Annotated in this window: 12 protein-coding genes; 4 read left to right on the top strand and 8 right to left on the bottom strand. The window is 44.2% G+C overall.

Annotated elements, in window-relative coordinates; translation table 11 throughout:
• Window positions 1–178 precede the first annotated feature (178 nt).
• Together ACVBDU_RS01990 and apaG are read left to right on the top strand one after the other, a co-directional pair.
• A complete protein-coding gene (locus tag ACVBDU_RS01990) occupies window positions 179–1453 on the top strand; it encodes a type IX secretion system plug protein (RefSeq protein ID WP_447178108.1) in 1275 nt (424 codons plus the stop codon).
• Between the two features lie 183 nt (window positions 1454–1636).
• Window positions 1637–2023 (top strand): Co2+/Mg2+ efflux facilitator ApaG/CorD, encoded by a 387-nt coding sequence (gene apaG / locus ACVBDU_RS01985; RefSeq protein WP_123214137.1) that lies wholly within the window; start codon window positions 1637–1639, stop codon window positions 2021–2023.
• A 14-nt stretch (window positions 2024–2037) separates the two neighbouring features.
• Here apaG and ACVBDU_RS01980 read toward each other — a convergent pair whose 3' ends face one another.
• The 8 genes from ACVBDU_RS01980 to ACVBDU_RS01945 all read right to left on the bottom strand — a co-directional run bounded on the left by ACVBDU_RS01980 (window position 2038) and on the right by ACVBDU_RS01945 (window position 18347).
• Window positions 2038–3228, bottom strand: coding sequence for a YyaL domain-containing protein (locus ACVBDU_RS01980; protein ID WP_447178107.1), 1191 nt, complete (start codon window positions 3226–3228; stop codon window positions 2038–2040).
• Window positions 3229–3272: 44 nt separating this feature from the next.
• Window positions 3273–4610, bottom strand: coding sequence for a BNR repeat-containing protein (locus ACVBDU_RS01975; RefSeq protein WP_447178106.1), 1338 nt, complete (start codon window positions 4608–4610; stop codon window positions 3273–3275).
• An 81-nt stretch (window positions 4611–4691) separates the two neighbouring features.
• The gene (locus ACVBDU_RS01970; RefSeq protein ID WP_447178105.1) at window positions 4692–6689 is read right to left on the bottom strand and encodes a DUF2264 domain-containing protein; all 1998 of its coding nucleotides are present in this window, start codon (window positions 6687–6689) and stop codon (window positions 4692–4694) included.
• A gap of 86 nt (window positions 6690–6775) precedes the next feature.
• Window positions 6776–8371, bottom strand: a complete 1596-nt coding sequence (locus ACVBDU_RS01965; RefSeq protein WP_447178104.1) for a RagB/SusD family nutrient uptake outer membrane protein — start codon at window positions 8369–8371, stop codon at window positions 6776–6778.
• Between the two features lie 16 nt (window positions 8372–8387).
• Window positions 8388–11402 carry a SusC/RagA family TonB-linked outer membrane protein gene (locus ACVBDU_RS01960; RefSeq protein WP_447178103.1) on the bottom strand — a complete coding sequence of 1005 codons (3015 nt, stop codon included), beginning with the start codon at window positions 11400–11402 and terminating at the stop codon, window positions 8388–8390.
• Between the two features lie 416 nt (window positions 11403–11818).
• Entirely contained in the window at window positions 11819–13006 is a 1188-nt protein-coding gene (locus ACVBDU_RS01955) for a BT3233 family polysaccharide utilization protein (protein ID WP_447178102.1), read from the bottom strand.
• A 209-nt stretch (window positions 13007–13215) separates the two neighbouring features.
• A complete protein-coding gene (locus tag ACVBDU_RS01950; protein WP_447178101.1) occupies window positions 13216–15093 on the bottom strand; it encodes a RagB/SusD family nutrient uptake outer membrane protein in 1878 nt (625 codons plus the stop codon).
• A gap of 11 nt (window positions 15094–15104) precedes the next feature.
• Window positions 15105–18347, bottom strand: coding sequence for a SusC/RagA family TonB-linked outer membrane protein (locus tag ACVBDU_RS01945; RefSeq protein WP_447178100.1), 3243 nt, complete (start codon window positions 18345–18347; stop codon window positions 15105–15107).
• A gap of 462 nt (window positions 18348–18809) precedes the next feature.
• Between ACVBDU_RS01945 and ACVBDU_RS01940 the strand changes: the two genes are divergently transcribed.
• Both ACVBDU_RS01940 and ACVBDU_RS01935 read left to right on the top strand, forming a co-directional pair.
• On the top strand, window positions 18810–19997 hold the full coding sequence (locus ACVBDU_RS01940; RefSeq protein ID WP_447178099.1) for a mechanosensitive ion channel: 1188 nt from the start codon (window positions 18810–18812) through the stop codon (window positions 19995–19997).
• A gap of 282 nt (window positions 19998–20279) precedes the next feature.
• Window positions 20280–20858: an RNA polymerase sigma-70 factor gene (locus ACVBDU_RS01935; protein ID WP_447178098.1), complete on the top strand. Its 579-nt coding sequence runs from the start codon at window positions 20280–20282 to the stop codon at window positions 20856–20858.
• Window positions 20859–20880: the final 22 nt, after the last annotated feature.

The following is a 20880-nucleotide window of genomic DNA, read 5'->3' as shown; positions in this document are numbered from 1 at the left end:
GCATCGTCAGAAAAGACCAAGGCACATTGACCGAAGTGGTGTTATAAAAAAGCTCCCCGCGCAAAAAGCACATATAGTCCGTAACACCACAATCCTCAGATATTCCTTCCGACAGCTTGGTAAAGCACAGCAATTGACATACGGATCTTCCATCTCATTTTTTGTTTATCTTTACCGCATGATGCACAGAAAAAAGTATTTCCTCCAGCTCCTGGCTATCATGCCTTTACCCCTGCTCACAGGTCTCTTTGCACAGCCTGAACTGGAGGTAGAACCACCGGAACACATAAAATCGATCATTTTTAAAAGCGACGGAGACAATCGGGACGATCAATTTCCTATCATAACACAAGGAGAAACTTTCACCCTGTCTTTTGATGATCTTCAGGCGAGGGAATCGGACTATTATTATAGTATTGTGCACTGTAACGCGGACTGGACCCCGTCGGACCTGCTCAGATCACAATTTCTGGACGGTGTAGATAACCAGAGAATACAGGACTACAGAAATTCGGTGACCACCCTGCAGCCCTACTCACACTACGATCTCACTCTGCCTAATTCCCGAACGCGCCTGAAACTTTCGGGTAACTATATACTTAAAATATTCGACAGGAACGACAGACTACTGTTCTCCAGGCGTTTTATCATCTATAAAGACATGGTATCGGTAGGTATGGTACTGAAAAGAGCCCGCGAAATGAGGGTAATCGATGAAAAGCAGGTAGTACAGTTTACCATAAACACCAATGGCCAGGCCCTGGTAAACCCACAACAGGAAGTAAAGGTGGTTATACTGCAAAACCACAACTGGAACACGGCGATCACCGGGATCAAGCCCCAGTTCTACTCCGGCAACCAGTTAATTTACAAATACGACAAAGAGACCTCTTTTGACGGGGGTAACGAATACCTCTATTTCGACAATAAAGAAATACGGGCTTCCACCAGTACGATTTCCGGCACTGAGTTACTCGATGTTTACAACACCTACCTGTTTACCAATACGGTAGAAAGCGACAAACCATATACGTATTACCCGGACATCAACGGGGATTTTGAGATCCGTACCCTGGACGGGAATGCCAGGGACAATGACACGGAAGCCGACTATGCCGATGTACATTTCAGCCTGAAGTACAGCCAGGAAATAGGTCTCAATGAAGTATACGTATACGGAAAGTTCAACAACTACCAGTTTACCGGACAAAACAAAATGGTCCTGGATGAGAGTGGCAGAAGGTTAACGGCTAAAATCCGGCTTAAACAAGGGTTCTACAACTATAAATTTGTCATGGCCGGCCCGGACGGCATGGATTACACCACCATAAACGGCAATCATTTTGAAACGGAAAACAACTATCTGGTACTGGTCTATTACCGTAATTTTGGTGACATGTACGACAGTCTTATCGGCATCGGAAGCGGCACTTCGGTAAATATATCCAACTAAAAGGTTTGTCATTTCGGGAAGATAATTCGGGAAAAACCAGGCATCTGAAGTAATGCCGGATAAAAAATTTATTCGCAAATTGAATCAGATAAAACTAAAATTTGTATTTTTGTTTGGAGGGATTCTTTATCAGTATCCTTAAACAACCCGAAATTGTGGTTATACTATTTTAAGTTTTTTTATATGATCACACAAATAACCAAAGGCATAAAAATCTCAGTAATCACCAGTTTTGAAGGCACTTTCTTCAAGAACTACAGGATGCATTTTGCTTTCGGTTACAAGATCACCATAGAGAACCAGAGCAAAGACTCGGTACAGCTAACGTCCAGACACTGGCAGATCTATGATTCCCTGAATCATCCCGAATTTGTGGATGGAGAGGGAGTTATAGGCAAAAAACCCGTATTAAAGCCCGGAGAGTCTCATTCTTACAGTTCCGGATGCCTGTTGACTTCCCCTATAGGGGCAATGCGGGGGCACTATAATATGGTGAATTTTACCTCTACCCGGAAGTTTCGGGTATATATTCCCACATTTAAACTTTGCGCCCCCTTCGCACTTAACTAAACAAGGGTTTCCTTTTAGTCCGATCCCTTTTCCTCCCCATTCTTATACCGGAGCAGTGCTTCAACAAAATAATAATCTCCATAAGTAAGCGGTACATCCACTTCAGATTTTTGAGGTATATGCCCTACTCCGTGTTTTAACAGGAATCCCCCGTTAGTCCCTTCGGAAGCCACATAAGTTTCCGTAGCCAGGGTATGAAGCATTTTGCGGGCATTTACCGCGTATTTTTCAGCTTTATCTTTTTCTACATAGTCTTTGAGTTCCAGTAAGGCGGAGGCTGTAACAGCACCTGCCGAGGAATCACGCAAAGCATCCGGAATATCCGGGGCATCGAAATCCCAGTACGGAACTTTGTCTTCGGGCAGATTGGGGTGGTTTAGTATAAATTCGGCAATCTTTACCGCCTGGTCAAGATATTTACGCTCACCCGTGGCCCTGTACATCACCGTATATCCGTAAAGCCCCCATGCCTGTCCCCTCGCCCATGCAGATGCATCGGAGAAACCCTGGGCCGTTTTCTTTTCTTTGACCTTTCCGGTATGCACATCATAATTAAGTACATGATACGAACTGTTATCCTTGCGGAAATGGTTTTTCATGGTAGTATCCGCATGCCTTACCGCTATGTCGTAATAGATTGAATCTCCGCTGTGTTCCGTCGCCCAGAAAAGGAGTTCCAGGTTCATCATATTGTCTATAATAACCAGGAAGTCGTCATTACGCGAATCCCAGGAACGTATACACCCGACAGTTTCGTCAAACCTTGAGGCGAGGGATTTGGCACTGTTCATCAATATTTCTTCATAGGCCGGCGAAGGCGCCATTCTCTCTGCATTACCGAAACTGCAGAACATCATAAAGCCAAGGTCATGGGTCCCGGTATTGAACTGTTCTTTGGCAAGTACCTCCATAATACGGTCTGCTTCTTCTTTCAATACAGTATCTCCCATGTCTTCATACAGGTACAGAAGAACACCGGGATAAAAACCACTGCACCACCAACCGGAATCACTCGTCTCGAGTTCATCTTTTTCCGCAAAATATGTTTTCGGGAATTTGTCATCCGGCAACAATGTCATCATATGCTTATATTGAACAGCTGCTCTTTTCAATACCCGATCTGCCACCGGGTACAGGTTATTTTCCTGACCGGATGCCGGAATAGCAAGCAGTATTACAAACATTAAAAGGATTATTTTTTTCATGTCTTTATATTTATTGTTTTTTAAAGGGTCTTTTACCTGTTATTTTATCGTTCTAATGGTACTTCCAGCACTCGTACGGGAGTTCCGGGCCTTTCTGTCAATCCTTCCCCATCTGCCTGCTCCACTTCCTGTACAAAAAGGTGCAGTTGTTTTGCCTTTTTCCATAATTGCGTGTCATAGGAAGGCTCCCACTGCCCTACGGACGACGAAGTAAGGTCGTACACCTGCCATTCGGAACTATCCTTAACACCTGTACTTGCCAGGGAAACTTTATTTTCTCTCTCTTCGTCTCGGAACAACAAATGGAGTAACACCTTCCCGGCTTCTTTCGTAACCAGTAATTGGGGTCTGGACAAAGGTATTCTTTTCGTTCCGCCACCGCCCAGCTCAAAAGGTGTTTGCCGAAATCGGGTAGTACGTCTTTTCCAGTTTTCACCTTCTTTATACACTACCTGGTATTGCGGTATTTCGTCCTGCTTCCAGTAGGTGGCTATATAAGGTACTCCACGGTCATCGGCTGCCATAGACGTCTGGTTTATAAGGCCGCTACCTTCGGGAACTTTCCAGGCGTATTCCGCTGTTGACCTGGTAATGGGTAATTCATACTTTTGGCCTGTAGACTTTTCCCAGCTTATTCCACCGTCACGGGACCTGGCATAGCATAAATCGTGATTGGATGCCACGTCCCAGGTCTCCCGCCACACCCAGGAAAGATGTATGGTTCCCTGATGATCCACACAAGCCTGCCAGTAAGCGCTTCTTTGTCCTTCCCCGTCTATAAGGTTGTCATGTAATTGTTTCCATTCTCTCTTCTCTGTATCATATGTATTTACCACCATATTTCCCCGGCCCGAGCTTCCGGACCTGTAAAAAAACAGGATTTCTCCATCCGGAAGGGCGTAAAACTCCGGGTAAGTGACCTTATTCTCTTCTTTTCCGGTCATGGATATTTCTTCCCCAAGGTCCAGCGCAAAGGGTTCCTCACTCCTGGCATACCGCAACGGGGTATCGTGATGGTCCCAGGATACGTGCAGATAGCCTTCCCCATCTACAGCGATACTAATGGTATTGTGGGCATCGGCAGTATTTCCCCGATAAGGACTTTGTTTTACTTTCCAATCCGTATCGCCAAGCTTCCGCATTCCGAGGGTAAGAAAACCGTCGGTATCGTAATAGGCGATAAACTGTCTTTCTCCGTGGGTAGTCAGGGCATTTTTACGGAATATCACCGCATTTACCGAGTTGTTGGCCCAGCCATCACCCACTACGGTCTCCCTCGTCTTTTCCTGTGCGGAGATCGCAGGAGATAAAAACAGGGATAAGATTAAGATCATTCCCAATCTTTGCCTGGCTAAACCTGATATGGAACCTGTTAATTTCACTGTTTTATGCTGATATGTTTTTGATGGCGGGATGAGACAATATATCTTTTTACAGAGGATATCCCACAATATTATATATCTCTATCCTTCTTCTTTTGATCTTTTTACCGTCACATTCCTGGCATAATAGAAGGTCTCCGCTTCGGGTCCAGGAGAACCGGACGATCCTTCCATTTGCAGGTTGATAATCAGCCAGAGCGGTTTTCCTGTAAAATTTGCCCGATGACTCCCTGTTCTTTTTCCGTCTATAAAATACTCTATGGTGATCATCTTATCATCAATACGCTTCAATACGGCTGTGTATTCATGCCATGCCTCCATCGCATCCGGAATGTTTTTCTTAACAGTAGACACTTCTTCCGGGGTAATAAAGGTGTTTTGCCAGTTGTAGGTATCGCCTTTGAACTCCAGGATATCGCTTTCCGGAGGCCACCCGTCTACCGCAGTCAGCCAGAAAGCGGGCCATGTTCCTTTGGCTATCGGGGCACGAAACTCTCCGGACACCTTATATACCGGGTATTCCCTGCTTATCTCAATATGGTGTTTGGCGTGTATTGCCCCGGAATGATATTTAATCTGCTGATGGGGCGGGCTACTGCTCTTCCCCTCGTCCTTGTTTACCGGGGTGGCTTTTATCCGCAGTACTCCATCGTTTAACGCAAGCTGTTCCCGATTTTCCGGGCCGGCATACATCCGGGCCGAACCGTTGTGGTCGCTTCCCCAGGGATAGAGATAGTTCCAGTGTTTTGCAAAAACATCATAACCGGCAAAGGAAGTACCGTCTATCACGGTTTCCCAGTCGGGTTCCTTGTCTTTTTTTGGGTAGTATGCGTGATCCCTGGATACCTTTTTTCCACTCCATATCTTTTTCTGTGTCCAATCGGCCGGCGGATCGGTCCAGAAGGGGGTTTCGGGGGATAACCCGAGTATCAGAAACACCTCTGTACACAGGTACAGGCTCCCGGTGGAAAGATAACCTTCGGCTATCTCCGGGTCACGACCGTAAAATCCAAGGGTAAGCCAGCCTTTTTCATCGAACATATCGGGTGCGCTATGGTGTTTCTTCACTACCGAATACAAGGCAGAACGTACCTGGGCAGCGCTGATCTCTTTTGGCAATTTCCGTAGTAAAGCCATTTGGGACAATGCCTGGAAAGCACCGTACCGGTATGGGATGGAACGTCCTATGGGAGGATAGGTACCATCCGGTGCTATCAGCCTTTCCTGTATGGCTGCGTAGCGCTGTGCCCTTTCCGTAAACAGGCGATAATCTTTCAGAAAAGCCTGGTAGCGCCATCCTTCCAACGCTCCCTTCTTTTCCTTCAGAACATTCCCGATATCGAGCAACATGGGCTGTATGACATAACTGTTGTAGTAATCCCAATGAAAGTCTGGGCCGTCGCCATACATGCCGTCTCCGAGATACCATTCCTTGTGTTTGTTCAGGGCATATTCTATACGGACCATATCCGCTTTTCCTTCAAATTTCAAAAGGGCAGCTTCTACCATCGCGGTAAACAACAGCCAATTGCTGTATGCGGGGGAAATGTCACGGGTAGATTTAAGGGCCGTTAATACATTGCCCTGTGTTTGTTTGTCCAGCCTTTCCCATAACTGTGTCGGGGCACGTAGCAGGCCCTGTGCAAAAAAGGCGGCATCTACCAGGGGTTGTCCCCCTTTCGTAAAGTTCATAAAATCGGCAGAATCCGGGTCCGTGGCATTCTGTATACCTCTCAACGTCAAACGGATATATTTTTCCCGGAGTTTCCCTTCCGTAGTATTGTCCGGACCGAGTTCGAGCCACGGGGCCATTCCCGAAAGGGTCCTGCCAAACGCTTCCAGATAGGTCACTTGTTTGCGGTCTCCCCAGGGATTGGCAGTGGTTTCTACAGGCATCGTTTTTTTTAACTCATTTTTGCCCAGGGCTTCCAGTACCGGGGATGCTATTTTTACCAGGCTGGTTACAAAATATTCCCGGGCTTCCTTACCGTCCGGGACATCTTTTCCCCCTTGTTGTGCCAATCCCGAAGAGATCGGGATAAAAAATAACAAAAACAGGGCAATACAATGTTTGTACATGTTTTTACTTTTTATACTTTTATAAAGGGGCGGAATATTCTCCGCCCCCTTTTCTTTTCCGAATATAAAGATTATGGGTGAAATTTTTAATACCCGGGGTTCTGTTCTAGGGTAGCGTCTTTATTGAGTTGAATTTCGGAAAGAGGAATCGGAAATAAAAGATTAGCCTCCCTGATACCCTCAACCCCCATACCTGAAGGAGCTCCGTAATTTAAATGTACCCTATCCAATAAAGTTTTAGTCCGCATCAATTCCATCCTTCTATTTTCTTCTCCAACCAGTTCTCTTACGCGTTCATCCAAAATAAAATCCAAATCTATATCCGAGGCTGACACCAGAGGTGCATTTGCCCTTTCCCTCAGCATATTAATTGATGTAGCTGCACCATTCAAATCATCTTGTCCAAGTTGCGCTTCGGCCTTCAATAAATAGGTTTCACCCAATCGCATTAAGATAAAATCTTTCCACATACCAAAACCAAAGGTATCCCTCGGATCAAAATGTCTCCATTTCAAGGTATACGGGTTAATAATGAACAATGTATCCGGCCCTTCATACGGAACAGGCTGCCCAAACAATTCATGATTAGGGTCGTTGTAAGTAAGGTTTCTTTTGATATTATACTCAGAATTCCGCATATCCCCATCATCATACAAATCGTATAGCACCCAATTATTGAGACGTATCCTTGTAAGGCCACGTCCTCCCAAATCGGTTGCAGGTATCATACCATTCCTGTTATGGTATGCACCGCCCCACACCCTGCGTTGTTGCGGGTTTCCTGTACTTCCACCGCGTACATCTGCAGGGTTTTCGGCTTCGAGCACCCAAATGGCCTCTGAATTCCCTTGTGATCGGCGTATGTTTCCCTTAAAAAACATATCTGAAAAAGGGTCGCCGGGTTCATCGGCATTTACCCCATAACGCTGTCTAACCAAATCGACTCCGGGAGCAGCGATTACCAAATCACACTGATCCTCTGCTTCCGAGTACCTGCCCATTCTTAAATAAGCCTTTGCCAGCAATTGGCTGGCTGCTGTACTGCTCACCCTTTGTTCATATTCGGTTTTGCCAAGTTCAGGCAAATTGGCCACCGCATACAAAAGATCTTCCTCTATAAGGGCATTTACTTCTTCCAAACCTGCTCGGGTAAAATCCGTTTTAGGCGAAGTAATTGGCTCTGTAACTATCGGCACACCTCCAAATAGTGTTGCAAGTTCTTCATAGCACTTGGCGCGGAAAAAACGGGCTTCTGCATTGTATTCCCTCAATTTTTCCTCGGTCATCCCGGCTATGTTCTCCCCATTGTTTTCAATATTATTGATAATATTATTAGCATTTTCAATAATATCGTATTCCCAACCCCACATCCAGGATGCAGCGTCGTTATCCGCCATTAAGATATTATACCTATAAAAAGGATTTTCAACCCCTTCAGGTTGGGTTGGCCAGACAATGTCTGTCCCTACATTCCAGACACTTACCCAACCTTGCCTGTCTGATCTTGTATAAAAATTGCTGGTTGCTTCATACATTAGTACAAGAGCAGCTCTTAATCCAAGATCATCAACAATATCTGTAGAGTATCGGTGTTCCACCTTCTCATCCAAAAAGTCATCACCACATGAAACAGCAGTGATTAGGGCTATAGAAAGTGTTATTGATTTTATATACTTTTTCATCTGTCTGTTTTTTAGATTATAAGGAAATGTTCAATCCCAAAGAAATAGTACGTGTCAAGGGGTAATTATTGGCCCAATCATCCGACCCTCTAGGATCCTGAGTACTTTCAGGATCCCACCCTATCCAATTGGTAAAGGTATACAGGTTACGCCCGGCAAGATACAATTGAAGGCTTTGTATGTTATACCTTTCCAAGAAGGACTGTGGCACATTATAGCTTAAACGCACATCCTTAATCCTTACATAACTGGCATCCCTGGGGAACCAATACCCCCTATTATTCTGGTATGCAACCAGTGAAGGCCACTCATTGCTCTGGTTTTCGGCAGTCCAATAACCAAATTCAGCCGGAACGTTCCTACGTCCTGCCTCGTCTCCATATCCTATATCCTGATTGCCTTTTACAACACCTTGCACGGTTTGAATAAAGAAACTTAAGCTAAGGTTTTTATAGGTTAACGTATTGGTAATCCCCCCACTCCAGTCAGGAAGGGAATTACCTTGTAACACACGATCATCCGCATCTATCTGTCCGTCTTCATTTACATCTTCAAACTTAATATCCCCAGGACGTGCAACAGGGTCCGTATCGAGATGATCTCCATTGGCAATTTCGCTTTCCTGCCATATTCCCAACATCTTGAGTGAAAAAGCAGAGTTCAGAGACTCCCCAAGAAACCATCCGTTATTTATGTCATCTTCATCCGTGCCGTATAGTTTCAGTAATTTATTCCTATAGGTCGTAAAATTGATGCCGGTTTCCCATTTAAAATCCCCGGTATTTATATTTACGGAATTCAAGGTAAGTTCCAGTCCCTTATTTTCCATTTCTCCTATATTATCCCATATTTGTGAAGAACCGGTAATTCTCGGAATACTTTTACGTAATAAGATATCTTCGGTTTTACTTTTATATACCTCTACACTTCCACTAAGTCTACTGTTCAGAACGGCAAAATCTACACCCAGGTTAGCCGTATTCGTGGTTTCCCATTGTAGGTTTGCATTCCCAAGCCCGTCAATAAAAGTACCAACCTGAGCAGAACCACCAAACGGGTATAATACTGTTCCCGCAGTACTTTGTGTTCCGTACGGATCTAGACCGCGGTTACCGGTAACACCATAGGAAAACCTTAATTTCAACTGATTAACACCGGTTGCGTTTTCCATAAACTTTTCGTTACCAATATTCCAGCCAATAGCCATAGACGGGAAAAATCCATACTTACTGGTATTACCACCAAAAGCCGAATAACCATCCCTACGGGCAGTCAAGGTTAGTAGATACCGGCTATCATAGTTGTAGTTTACCCTACCCATCTGTGACAAAATCCCATATCTTCTTTTTGTGGAGCCAGATGAAATGTTTTCTGCGGATCCTATATTGTGATAGGAGGTAGCATCACTAACAAAGCCTACACCGGTAGTCGAAGAATTTTGATAATTGTTTTCCTCTGCACTATACAGCAAGGTTACATCTGCGTGGTGTTTACCAAAATCCCTGGAATAAGTAAGGATGTTTTCCACTACCCAGGTTTTGTTTTCCGAATTATAGATATATGCCGTACCATTATTATCGTTTTGTGCACGCCCCCTGTAGGTAGCATTGTACCTCGGGTTATACCAATAGGAAGCATTTACCCTATACTGCAACCCTTCGATCCCCGGCTTTAATACGGCATAAGCCGTACCGGAAAGGTTTTTAATATGGTCTACCCTATCCATAGAAAGGTCTAATAACGGGTTTTCAAAAAGCTGTTCGGGAGACATTGGAAAAATATCATAGTCACCGTTTTCGTCATAAGGGTATGCATAAGGGCTCATAGCTGTACCAAACAAGAAGTTTGCCCTGCCCCCATCGTAATTGTTGTTTGCAAAGTAGGCATTCATACCGGCAGAAAGCCAATCGGTAATTTCCACATCCAGATTGGTCCTGAAGTTAACACGGTTGTACTGATAACCTTTAATAACCCCTTTCTGATCCAAATATCCACCAGATAAAAAATATTTTGCTTTTTCGGTACCGCCGGACATACTTATATTGTGCTCACTGATTGTTCCTGTCTGTGTTACCTCTTTCAACCAATCGGTAACTCTTCCCCTATTGTAATTATCAATTTCAGATTGGTTCAGCAAAATATCTGTCTGTTCAAGCCCTCTCTGTTCATAATAATCTGCAAACTTTTGCACATAAGCTTCCGGCCCCATGGGTTCCAACTTATTTGACATACCTTCCAATCCGGTATATACACTGTAATTAATAGTTGGTTTTCCTATTTTTCCCCGTTTGGTAGTAATCAGGATCACCCCGTTGGAACCCCGGGTACCGTAAATGGCTACGGCCGAAGCATCCTTTAGTATTTCTATGGAAGCAACATCCCTAGAATTGATATCATTGAGTGACCCGTAAAACGGTGCTCCGTCAACTACAATAAAGGGATCGTTACCAGCATTTATGGAATTTAATCCTCTAATCTGCATACCACCCTGTGCACCGGGCACTGAAGAACCCGTGGTGATATCAAAACCGGCGGTTGTTCCTTGCATTGCCTGGGTGAGGTTTGTAACAGGCAGGTTCTCCAACCGGTCTTTTGGAACAGAGGCGACAGCACCGGTAATATCCGATCTCTTCTGCGTACCATACCCTATCACTACGACCTCATCTAACTCGGCCAGGTCTTCTTCTAATGACACGTTGACAACCTCCTTTCCGTTTATCGCTATTTCCTGACTTTTAAAGCCTACATAAGAAAATACCAATACGGCATCCGGACTACCGGTCTCCAGTTCGTAGTTACCGTCAAAATCGGTTATCACCCCTTTTGTAGTACCTTTGATTATCACCGAAGCTCCTGGAAGGGGCTGGCCATCCGAGGCAGAGGTTACCTGTCCGGTTATTCCCTGAAACACATTGTATTCGGGAATTTTTTCGTTGTGTGAAGCCTCATAGGCATACAATGTCACGGTCGAAATAGCATTTACGAGCAGTAAACACCACATGCCATGTAATAGCTTTTTGGTTCGTTTCATACTTTGAAGTTTTAGTTAGTTTGTTTATTTCCTTCCTGCGTATAGGCAGGGTTAATACCGGTTTTATACTAACCGGAAATAAGATCTCAGAAAGTACAATCGATTGTATTTCTAATAAGACCAACTTCCGGCAGACACAAAAACCGTGGTGTAACACGGGATAAATGTAGAAGAATTTAGGATTAAAACAAAATTAAATGTTAGTAATACACTAAAACAAAAGGTTAAACAACCGCCACAAACACAAAAAAAACATGACACAATTAAACATCAATACTTTTTTTATGCTGTAAATTACTTTATTCGTAATTACCAAAATCTCAGCAAAGCAGCGTTCTTCATTTTAATTATTACAGACTTCTGTCCTCTGCGATCTAATACATTCCTGAGCAAGCAGCCGGAAGGGCGCAGAAAGTTTAAAACCGTACTTCTACGGGACTGGCTAATCTGGTGGCAAAATCTCCCAGGTAAGCATCCCATTCCTCTGCATTGGTAATCTGCTTACTTTTATCCCAACCGAAACCTGCATAGTAGGTTATTTTTTTATCCTTGGCATCGGTCATTATCAATAACTGACTCCCGTCCTTATAATCCACAAGGTGATCTTTGTAATCGAGTACCAATACCGGATCGATAACCACGCCTACGCCCAGTTCCGAACCATCCATGGGTTCCCAGTAACGGAACCACCCGTGTTCCTTATCAGCCCGTACTTCGCCCTCCTTTTCGTGGAGCATGAGCCCTATGGTAATGTTGGGCAGTGGCTCGTTGCTTTTGAAGGAAGACTCGAAACGGCTAAGGTTAGAGCCCAGGTCCAGGCTTATACGTTTGGTTTCCTTTACCTGTATACTATCTGCGTTCCATGCGGCGTATTGCAGTTCGAATACGGTGCGTATAGGGCCTGTTGCTATAGTCTTATAATCCGTAAAGTTTTTAGAGGTATACAGAGAATCCTTAATCCATATTCCGGTTCCTCCCACACCCCGGCTGGAACCCACATGATACGGATCGTATCCTTCCCCGGAATCTATGTGATAGGCACCTTCTTTTTCATCGTTGTTCTTATACCATTTATCAATAATGGGATATTCCACTCTTTTCAACCAGGCGTCCATACCGCTGGACAAGGTTCCCCCGGGCTCGTTCTCTTCTACTCTTCGCTGGGCATCCGGCCCGTAGGTGCGAAAAGCAACCCTGTCATTTTCCCATGCATAGTCATCTGTTCTTTCCGGAACAAAACGGGAAAAGGTGGATAATTCACTTTGCGGCCCGCTAAAACCCTTTTCGGCTATACCCGCTGTCAGCTCCTTATTTTCCCCACCCTTGAGATCTACCTGAAAAAGAAGTTCGTCCGGGGTGCCGTCCAAATCACTGTCCAGCCATTGGGTCACCAGGGTATCACCGGTAGCTTTATCTACAATAAAAACATTTTCCAAACCGGCAGTAGTGGTTAATACGGCAAATTTTTCAGGGGCAATACTTACCGTTTCTGAAAAACGGTCCGTATCCAGTGGGTTTTTAACGGAGAATTCCAATACCGGGGAAGGCTGCTCGCAACTCGTCAAAGCTCCCAGCAACAAAGCTCCCATAGTTATTTTTTTCATGAATTGATTTTTTTAGTTAAACGTGATTGATCCGTTCTTTCAAAGATAAACAAATAGATAAAAAGCCTTGTCCGTCCAGGGGGCGTAAAATACAATTATGGTACCTGTTTGTTAAAAATCATCGTATTTTTCACAAAATCATACGAGCCCTCACCGTAAAATAATACCATGAGGGCCCGTATTACCGGAATCAGATCCGCTTTTTTTTCCTAGTAACCGGGATTCTGAACCAGCTTGTCATTCCGGTTCATCTCATCACGGTGAATAGATATAAAATACATTTTATCCAGCCAAGTTCTGTTTTCAACTCCGGGATCAAGGGTTTGAGGAGAATAGGTATAATCATAACTATCCGGATCATAGTGGTATACACGTACATTAGCATCCGGTTTTAAAGCGCCGAATATACTGATGGTACGCACCTGCTCTCCTACGGTTTCGGCAGCTATCATCCATCTCCTGACATCATGAAAACGATGTTCTTCATAGGCCAGTTCCACCCGGCGTTCGTTCCTGTACCTTTCCATCAGGGCATCACCGGAGTCAGTTATTTCCGGCATTCCCACGCGATAACGTATTTTATTGAGCCAGTTCCGCGCTTCATCGTCTTCTCCGAGTTCTATACAGGCTTCCACATAATTCAGTACCGCTTCGGTATATTTCAGTACCGGCCACGGGATCTGTTGCCTGGTGTTCTGGTCTACAATGGCCGGGTTGGGATCAACAAATTTACGCATGGTATAGCCGGTATAACTACCGTTCCAGTCTTCAATAGGACTGTTCCTGGTATCCAGACCATAAAATACTTCTTTCTCTCCATCATTATTAATAACTTCATACCGCCCTGTCTGTATCTGGTTTACCGTATCTCTCTCAGTGACGTCATCCGTCCTGGGTTTCCAGTCCGCACCATCGTGCAGGATACTGGCATACAAACGGGGATCACGGTTATCATACGGAGCTGCGGCATGTGCCGGATTCTCCCAGTCAAAACGACTGCCATCAATCATTTCATAATCGTCCACCAGGTTCTGGGTGGGGGTATTACCGGACCAGTTGTGATAACCGTTGGGCCCGTTGTTTCGGCCCACATAGGCTCCTCCTTCGTCTTTTTCATCCACAAAATACCTGCCGAGAAGCAGTTCTATTCCTGCGGATGGATCGGCCACGGAGCTTCCACCTCCTAGAGAAAGGGCTACATAGTTTTCTTTTCCTTCGTCGGGAGTTACAGGGTCAGACAAGTTCAGCATATATCCCATATTCTTATCCACAACTGCTTTGGCGGCGGCTTTGGCCTTTTCCCATCGTTCGGCCCTGCTTCCGGAAGTATAACCTAGATATTCGGGATTCGAGTATCCTGCAATTACGGAAGAATTGGAAGAAGCGGTAGGAATGTCGTGCAGGTCGCTTGCTGCATACAATAACACGCGAGCCTTCAGGGCCATTGCCGAAATATTTGTCGCTCTTCCGACCGCAGTAGGTTGCCCGTCCAGCAATTCTATTGCAGCATCACAATCTGCGACAATAAAATTGATGCATTCTTCATAGGTATTCCTCGGAACGGTATAATCATCTTCTCTCAGTTCATATACCTTCTCTATTAAGGGTACCGCCCCGTAATACCGTAACAACTGCTGATAAAAGAACGCACGCAGAAAATGTGCTTCTCCTTTGAGCCTTTCCACGAGTTCCGGATTGTCAAACATCGGTTCTTCCAGGTTTTTAAAGGCAATATTAGTGGCCCGTATACGCTTGTACATGTTTTCCCACTCATAATTACCACTTATCCACCCCTGGCTAGCTGGATTCGAATTAGCACCATTAAACTCTTTATATCCCCGGCCGGAATGGGTGAATAGTGCTTCGTCCGAGGCGGAAGCCAGCATTTCCTCGTCAAAGCCACCCTGTCCGAAACCGTTGTATATATCAATGACGAACGCCTCGGACAAGCCCTCATCCGCCCATACTTCGGAATCCTCAACTTCATTCAGTGGTTTGGTATCTACAAAATCATCGCTACACGATGCTGTCGCAAAAAACGCGACAAATACGTACATATATATTTGTTTTATTCTTGAAGTGTTCATTGCAAAAGATTTTAAAAGGTTACGGATACTCCCATGTTTACAATACGGGACTGCGGATAGTAATGTCCTATGGAGTTCACGGATTCCGGATCCAGTACTTTTATTTTGCTCCACGTAGCCAGGTTGAGTCCGCTCAGATATATCCGAAGGTTACTCACCCCTATTTTATCTCCTACTTCTGCAGGAAGGTTATAGCCCAATTCCACGTTTTTAAGGCGGATATAGTTCGTACTCCTCAACCAGTACGTATTGTCGAACGAATAGTACTGATCGCTGCGATCGGTAATCCTGGGGTGTACACTGCTGGGATTGTCGACCGTCCAGCGATTTTCATAGAAATCATGCAGATAATTTCCTATGGCCCCGGATTCGTCCGTCCCTACCCGAAGTTCACCCCCGGCTGCTCCCTGGAAGAGAATGGAAAGGTCAAAATCTTTATACTGTGCACCGAGGTTAAGACCTCCCTGAAATGTCGGTTGATTATTCCTGTCACGGCGTACCCGGTCATCGGGGGTTATCCTTCCGTCCCCGTCGTAATCCTTATACTTCATATCCCCGGGTCTCAGGGTATTGGTAATATCACTATAATCCAGTGTATTGTTGGCTATCTCTTCCTCATCAAGGAATACACCGTCGTAGAGATAGTACAGCCCTGCATCTATGGCACTTCCGGTAGACCGTTGCCATTCAGGGGCGCCGGGGGCTTCGTCCCAGAACTTGATCTTGTTCTTGGCATATCCTCCGTTTACACTAACGTTATACTGCACTTCTCCCGCGGTACCGTTATACCCGATATTAAATTCCCATCCGCGGTTCTCTAACTTACCGATGTTCTCCGCCGGAAGTGTCATCCCCGTCGTTTGCGGCACCGAAGCATTTCTCCTCCAGAGGATACTGCTCCGCTTATTCAGGAACATATCCAGTTCGAAATTTACCCTTCCGTTAAACAATTGTCCGTCCAACCCTATGTTATAGTTATTTGCCTCTTCCCAAGTGATCATCGTATTAGGCACACGGCTTTCCAACAGGCTACTTGTCACATTTCCATCTACTATATAAGAACCGAAACCATAGGTAGAATAATACTGGTATTCCTGTAGTGTTTGTTCGCCATCTCCATTGGCATCAAAATAGATATTATCATTTCCCATTTGTCCCCAGGAAGCCCGGAGTTTCAGGTAGTTTACAAATTCCACATTGTCTTTCCAGAAATTCTCTTCGGAAATACGCCATCCGAGCATAACTCCCGGAAAAAAACCGTATCGGCTGTCTTGGGGGAACATGTAGGAGCCATCGTATCGCCATAAGAACTCGGCAAGGTATTTTTCCTTATAGTTATAGCCTACTCTTCCGAAGTAGTTAAGACGTGCCCGTTCCCAGGCATCTCCCCCATTATTTCTTTCCGCCGCGCCACCCGCGAACATCTGGTCAATAACGGTGGAAATGAAGTAACGCCGGAAAGCGAAGAAATTGTCATTTCTTATGGTCTCTCGGTTTACCCCGGCGAGAAAGTTGAGTTCGTGATCTCCGAACTTACGATCGTAAGTCAGTACGCCTCCCAGCAATATGTTCAGCTGATCCTGGTTTTCCTGCCTGAGATTGGGCTCGGCAGGCCCGCGCTTACCGGCCACCAGTTTCGGAGTCTCCCCGTCTTCTTCATATTCTCCCTGCCAGGTATAAAGATACCAGGGGGTCTCCCAGCGCTTTTTCTGCTGAATATATTTATCTATAGCAGCAGTTCCCGTGAATTTCAGTCCTTCTACCCACGGAATTTTTATCTCTACCTTTCCGTTGGTCTGGAAGTAATACCTCCTGTCCCGGTCGTACCCGGTCTGGTTTGTAGTAATGACCACCGGGTTTTCCCCGTATTCGATATCCGGTCCCGGCATTCCATTGGGCCAGAAAGCCGGTTGAGTAGGGTTACCCCGCATCAGCATACGAAATATGGCACTTGCCGCTTTCGTCGGGTAATTCCTGTCTTCCTGCCTTCCCAATACTCCTATCTGAGTAGTAATGTATTCATTTATCTTTGCATCCAGGTTTATACGTATATCATACTGCTCGTAGTTGGTCGCGGAATTCTTGTAGTATGCATCCTGCTTCTGGTATCCCAGAGAAGTAAGAAACTTCATATTTTCATTTCCCCCGGTAAGTTGAATGTTGTGCCTTTCCTGTTTGGACCAGTCTTTAAAAGTAGCGTCGAACCAGTCGGTATCCGGATGCCCCCAGGGATCGGAACCATCACGGAACTTTTGAAAATCATCAGGCATGAAAGGCGCTGTAACCGTATTTCCGTTGGGACGGGTATAAGTCCCGCTCTGTTGAAAAGCAGTAGTCGCACTCTGCCATTCGGATACCGGCAATTTGTATACTTCCAGATCGTTTCGCATCTCGGCATACTGTGTTGCGTTGGCTACATCGGGAATAACGGTAGGCTGTGAAAACCCGAGGTTATAATTATAACTTAGCCGGGGCTTGCCATCGCTCCCTCTTTTTGTAGTTACGAGAATCACCCCGTTGGCAGCACGTGCTCCGTAAATAGCTGCAGATGCATCTTTCAGAACTGAGATATTTTCTATATCGGCAGGATTCAGCCTTGAAAAACCTCCTTCCCTTGCAGGGATTCCGTCTATTACTACCAGGGGACTACTATCGCCGAAAGAATTACTACCGCGGATACGGATGTTAGAATCATCTGCCCCGGGTTCTCCGCTATCCTGTGTAGCGATCACTCCCGGCATACGTCCCGCAATGGCATTGGAAACATTTACCGTAGGCGACTTTGCCAGGTCTTTACTCTGAATAGTAGCAACAGAACCTGTAATAGTCTCTCTTTTTTGTTCTCCATATCCAACCACCACTACCTCATCGAGCTGTGCCAGGTCTTCCTGAAGCACAATATTTATAACCTCCTGTCCGTCTACGGTAACTTCTGTAGTTTTAAAACCAACATAAGACACCACAAGAACAGCATCCGGACCGGAAACTTCTATAGAATAATTTCCGTCAAAATCAGCTACAACCCCATTGGTTGTACCTTTCTCCATAACACTTGCCCCCGCAAGAGGCATTCCATCGGTTTGGGCGGTTATCTGTCCGGTTACCGAAAGAAAAAGCGGGACACTTTCCGCTCCGGCTTCTACCGGAGAAGAGACATCCCTGGCATACAGCAATACAGTCATACTGCTCATTAGCAAAATACAAATCGTATTCCGCCATAATGCCTTCAAGGCACTAAATCCAGTTTTCTTCATAAAATTAAATTTTGATTGGTTTAAAAAATAATTCTTTCAACACAGTTGTAAATACTCACATATTAAGAAAAAAATAAATCGAATATTTCAGGAAAAGACGTTCTTTATTAACAAAATAGAACGGCATAGGTGTTAATTGGACACTAATGTGCAAATTAATATTTAAAAATAAAAATCAAAAATTATTGACACATACATAAAATACAGGATTATAAGAATATTTTATAATAATGTTTACGTTAACACAAAGATATGAAGCATCCTACAACATAAGAGAAAGAATATTTCCTTTCCATATTTTATGGAAAGAATCCGGATTCAAATGTAGCCCCTTCAAATAGAGAAGAAATAATTTGTTTACTAATGCAATATTTCTTATCTTTTTAACCAGTATATCATATACTTAAGTAAGTAAATTACATATTATAAAACGGAATTATAACTTCTTCAAACATTTTTAATATGGAAAATCATTTACAAAATTTCGCCAACAGAATTTCCGATTTTCTGCCTAACCTTTTAGGGGCACTGTTACTGCTTCTTATAGGATGGCTTATTGCCAAAGGGGTCAAAGCGTTAATCATTAAATTACTGCGAAAGACATCCTGGGATGAGAAACTTCTTGGTCAAAGCGTTAAGGACACCAATGTTTTCTTAGGTAACATTTTCTATTATATCATAATGATCACGGTGCTCCTTGTAGTGCTGGAGTTACTTGGGGTTAGCCAGGTCCTGGTCCCGATAGAAAACATGATTGATGGGTTCCTCTCCTATATTCCACATATAATAGGAGCTGTTCTTATTGCTTTTGTAGGATATCTGCTGGCCAGATTTATAGCCAACCTCATTAATCTCGGTGGTAACCTGCTGGATAAACTGATAGAAAAAACCGGGTTCAAGGATACGGATAAGCTGATCAACATCCTTAAAAAAGTTGTTTTCATCCTTATTTTTATTCCCTTTCTTATACAGGCATTTAATGCGCTGGAACTCGAAGCTATTTCCAGACCGGCCAACAATATTCTATACGGTTTTACCGAAATGATCGGGGAAATAATCATAGCTGTTGCGGTATTGCTCCTGTTTATATGGGGAGGAAAATACCTTACCAATTTCCTCAAGGACCTGATGCAAAGTCTGAGACTGGACAAAGCCTCCGATAAGATCGCTTTACAGAATATCATAGGCCCCGGACAATCCCTCTCCGCCATCATTGCCGGGATACTCTATTTTTTCCTGGTATTTTTCGGTGTTATTACGGCAGTAGACCTTCTATCGCTTACCAAATTGTCCGATATACTTCATCAGTTACTGGAAGTAACGGGACAGATTGCTTTCGGTTTGCTGATCCTTGTCATCGGAAATTTTATTTCATCCGTGATCTACAGAATGGTATCCAGGTCCGACGCCAACAAGTTTGTTGCCAATATCATACGTTGGGCATCTCTCGCACTGTTTATTGCCATAGCCCTTCGTACCATGGGCATAGCCAACGAAATAGTAGACCTGGCCTTCGGTCTTACCCTTGGTGCCATAGCAGTAGTTATAGCACTCAGCTACGGACTTGGTGGGCGTGAAGCCGCCGGGGAACATTTCAAGGAAATCATTCGCAAACTCAAAGACAAGAAAAATAAGGATCAGAATACCTGATTTTACGTTAAAATAACATTTAATATAATTTTTTAAAGCATAATTTACATAAAGTGTAAGAAATTATTTATATATTTGTATTGTGTTACAAGGTTAGTTTTGGTTTTATTTAGCACGGCCCCCGTAAGGGGGTTTTTGCTTTTGTAGATATAATCTTTCATTTCCATACAAATCTTTCCCCTTTCGTACTAAACAGACTTTTCTTTCATGAGCAGATAACCACATACAGAGAATTATTTCGTTAAAATTGTTTACCTTGTCCTCCTTTAACCCTCCACGGATTTGAGTGCAAACGGCGTAAATAATTCTTTTTTTATACATCAGTTGAAAAAAGGAGAAGAAACAGCGTTTGAAGCGTTATTTCATCTCTATTTCGAAAAGCTACACCATTTTGCCACTGCCTATATAGATAATTCCGAGGATGCCAGGGAAATTGTCCAGAACACATTTTACAAACTCTGGAAAAAGAGAAACACTCTCCCTGCCGATCTTAACCTGAATGCCTATCTCTTTTCCATGGTCAAAAACGACTGCCTGGATTACTTTAAACATCTCAAGGTAAGATACAGGTACAGGGAAGAAATAGAAAAAGACCGGGACCGGATTTATGAAAGTTCGTTGCAGGACGATCCCAGCCTGCAACTCATAGAGAACGAATTGCTTCGCAAAGTGAACCGTCTTATAGACAATCTTCCCCCGGGATGCAAAGAAATTTTTATTAAAAGCAGGTTTGAAGGTCTCCGGCACAAGGAGATAGCAGAAGAACTCAACATCTCTCCAAAAACCGTTGAAAACCAGATATCCAAAGCGCTCCGGTACCTCAGAAATGAACTCGGAGAATACCTCACCTTACTCCTTTAACATTTTTCCTGAAAAAAAATCA

It is taken from the genome of Sinomicrobium endophyticum (assembly GCF_052983315.1).
This window is presented reverse-complemented; position numbering and strand designations above follow the sequence as displayed.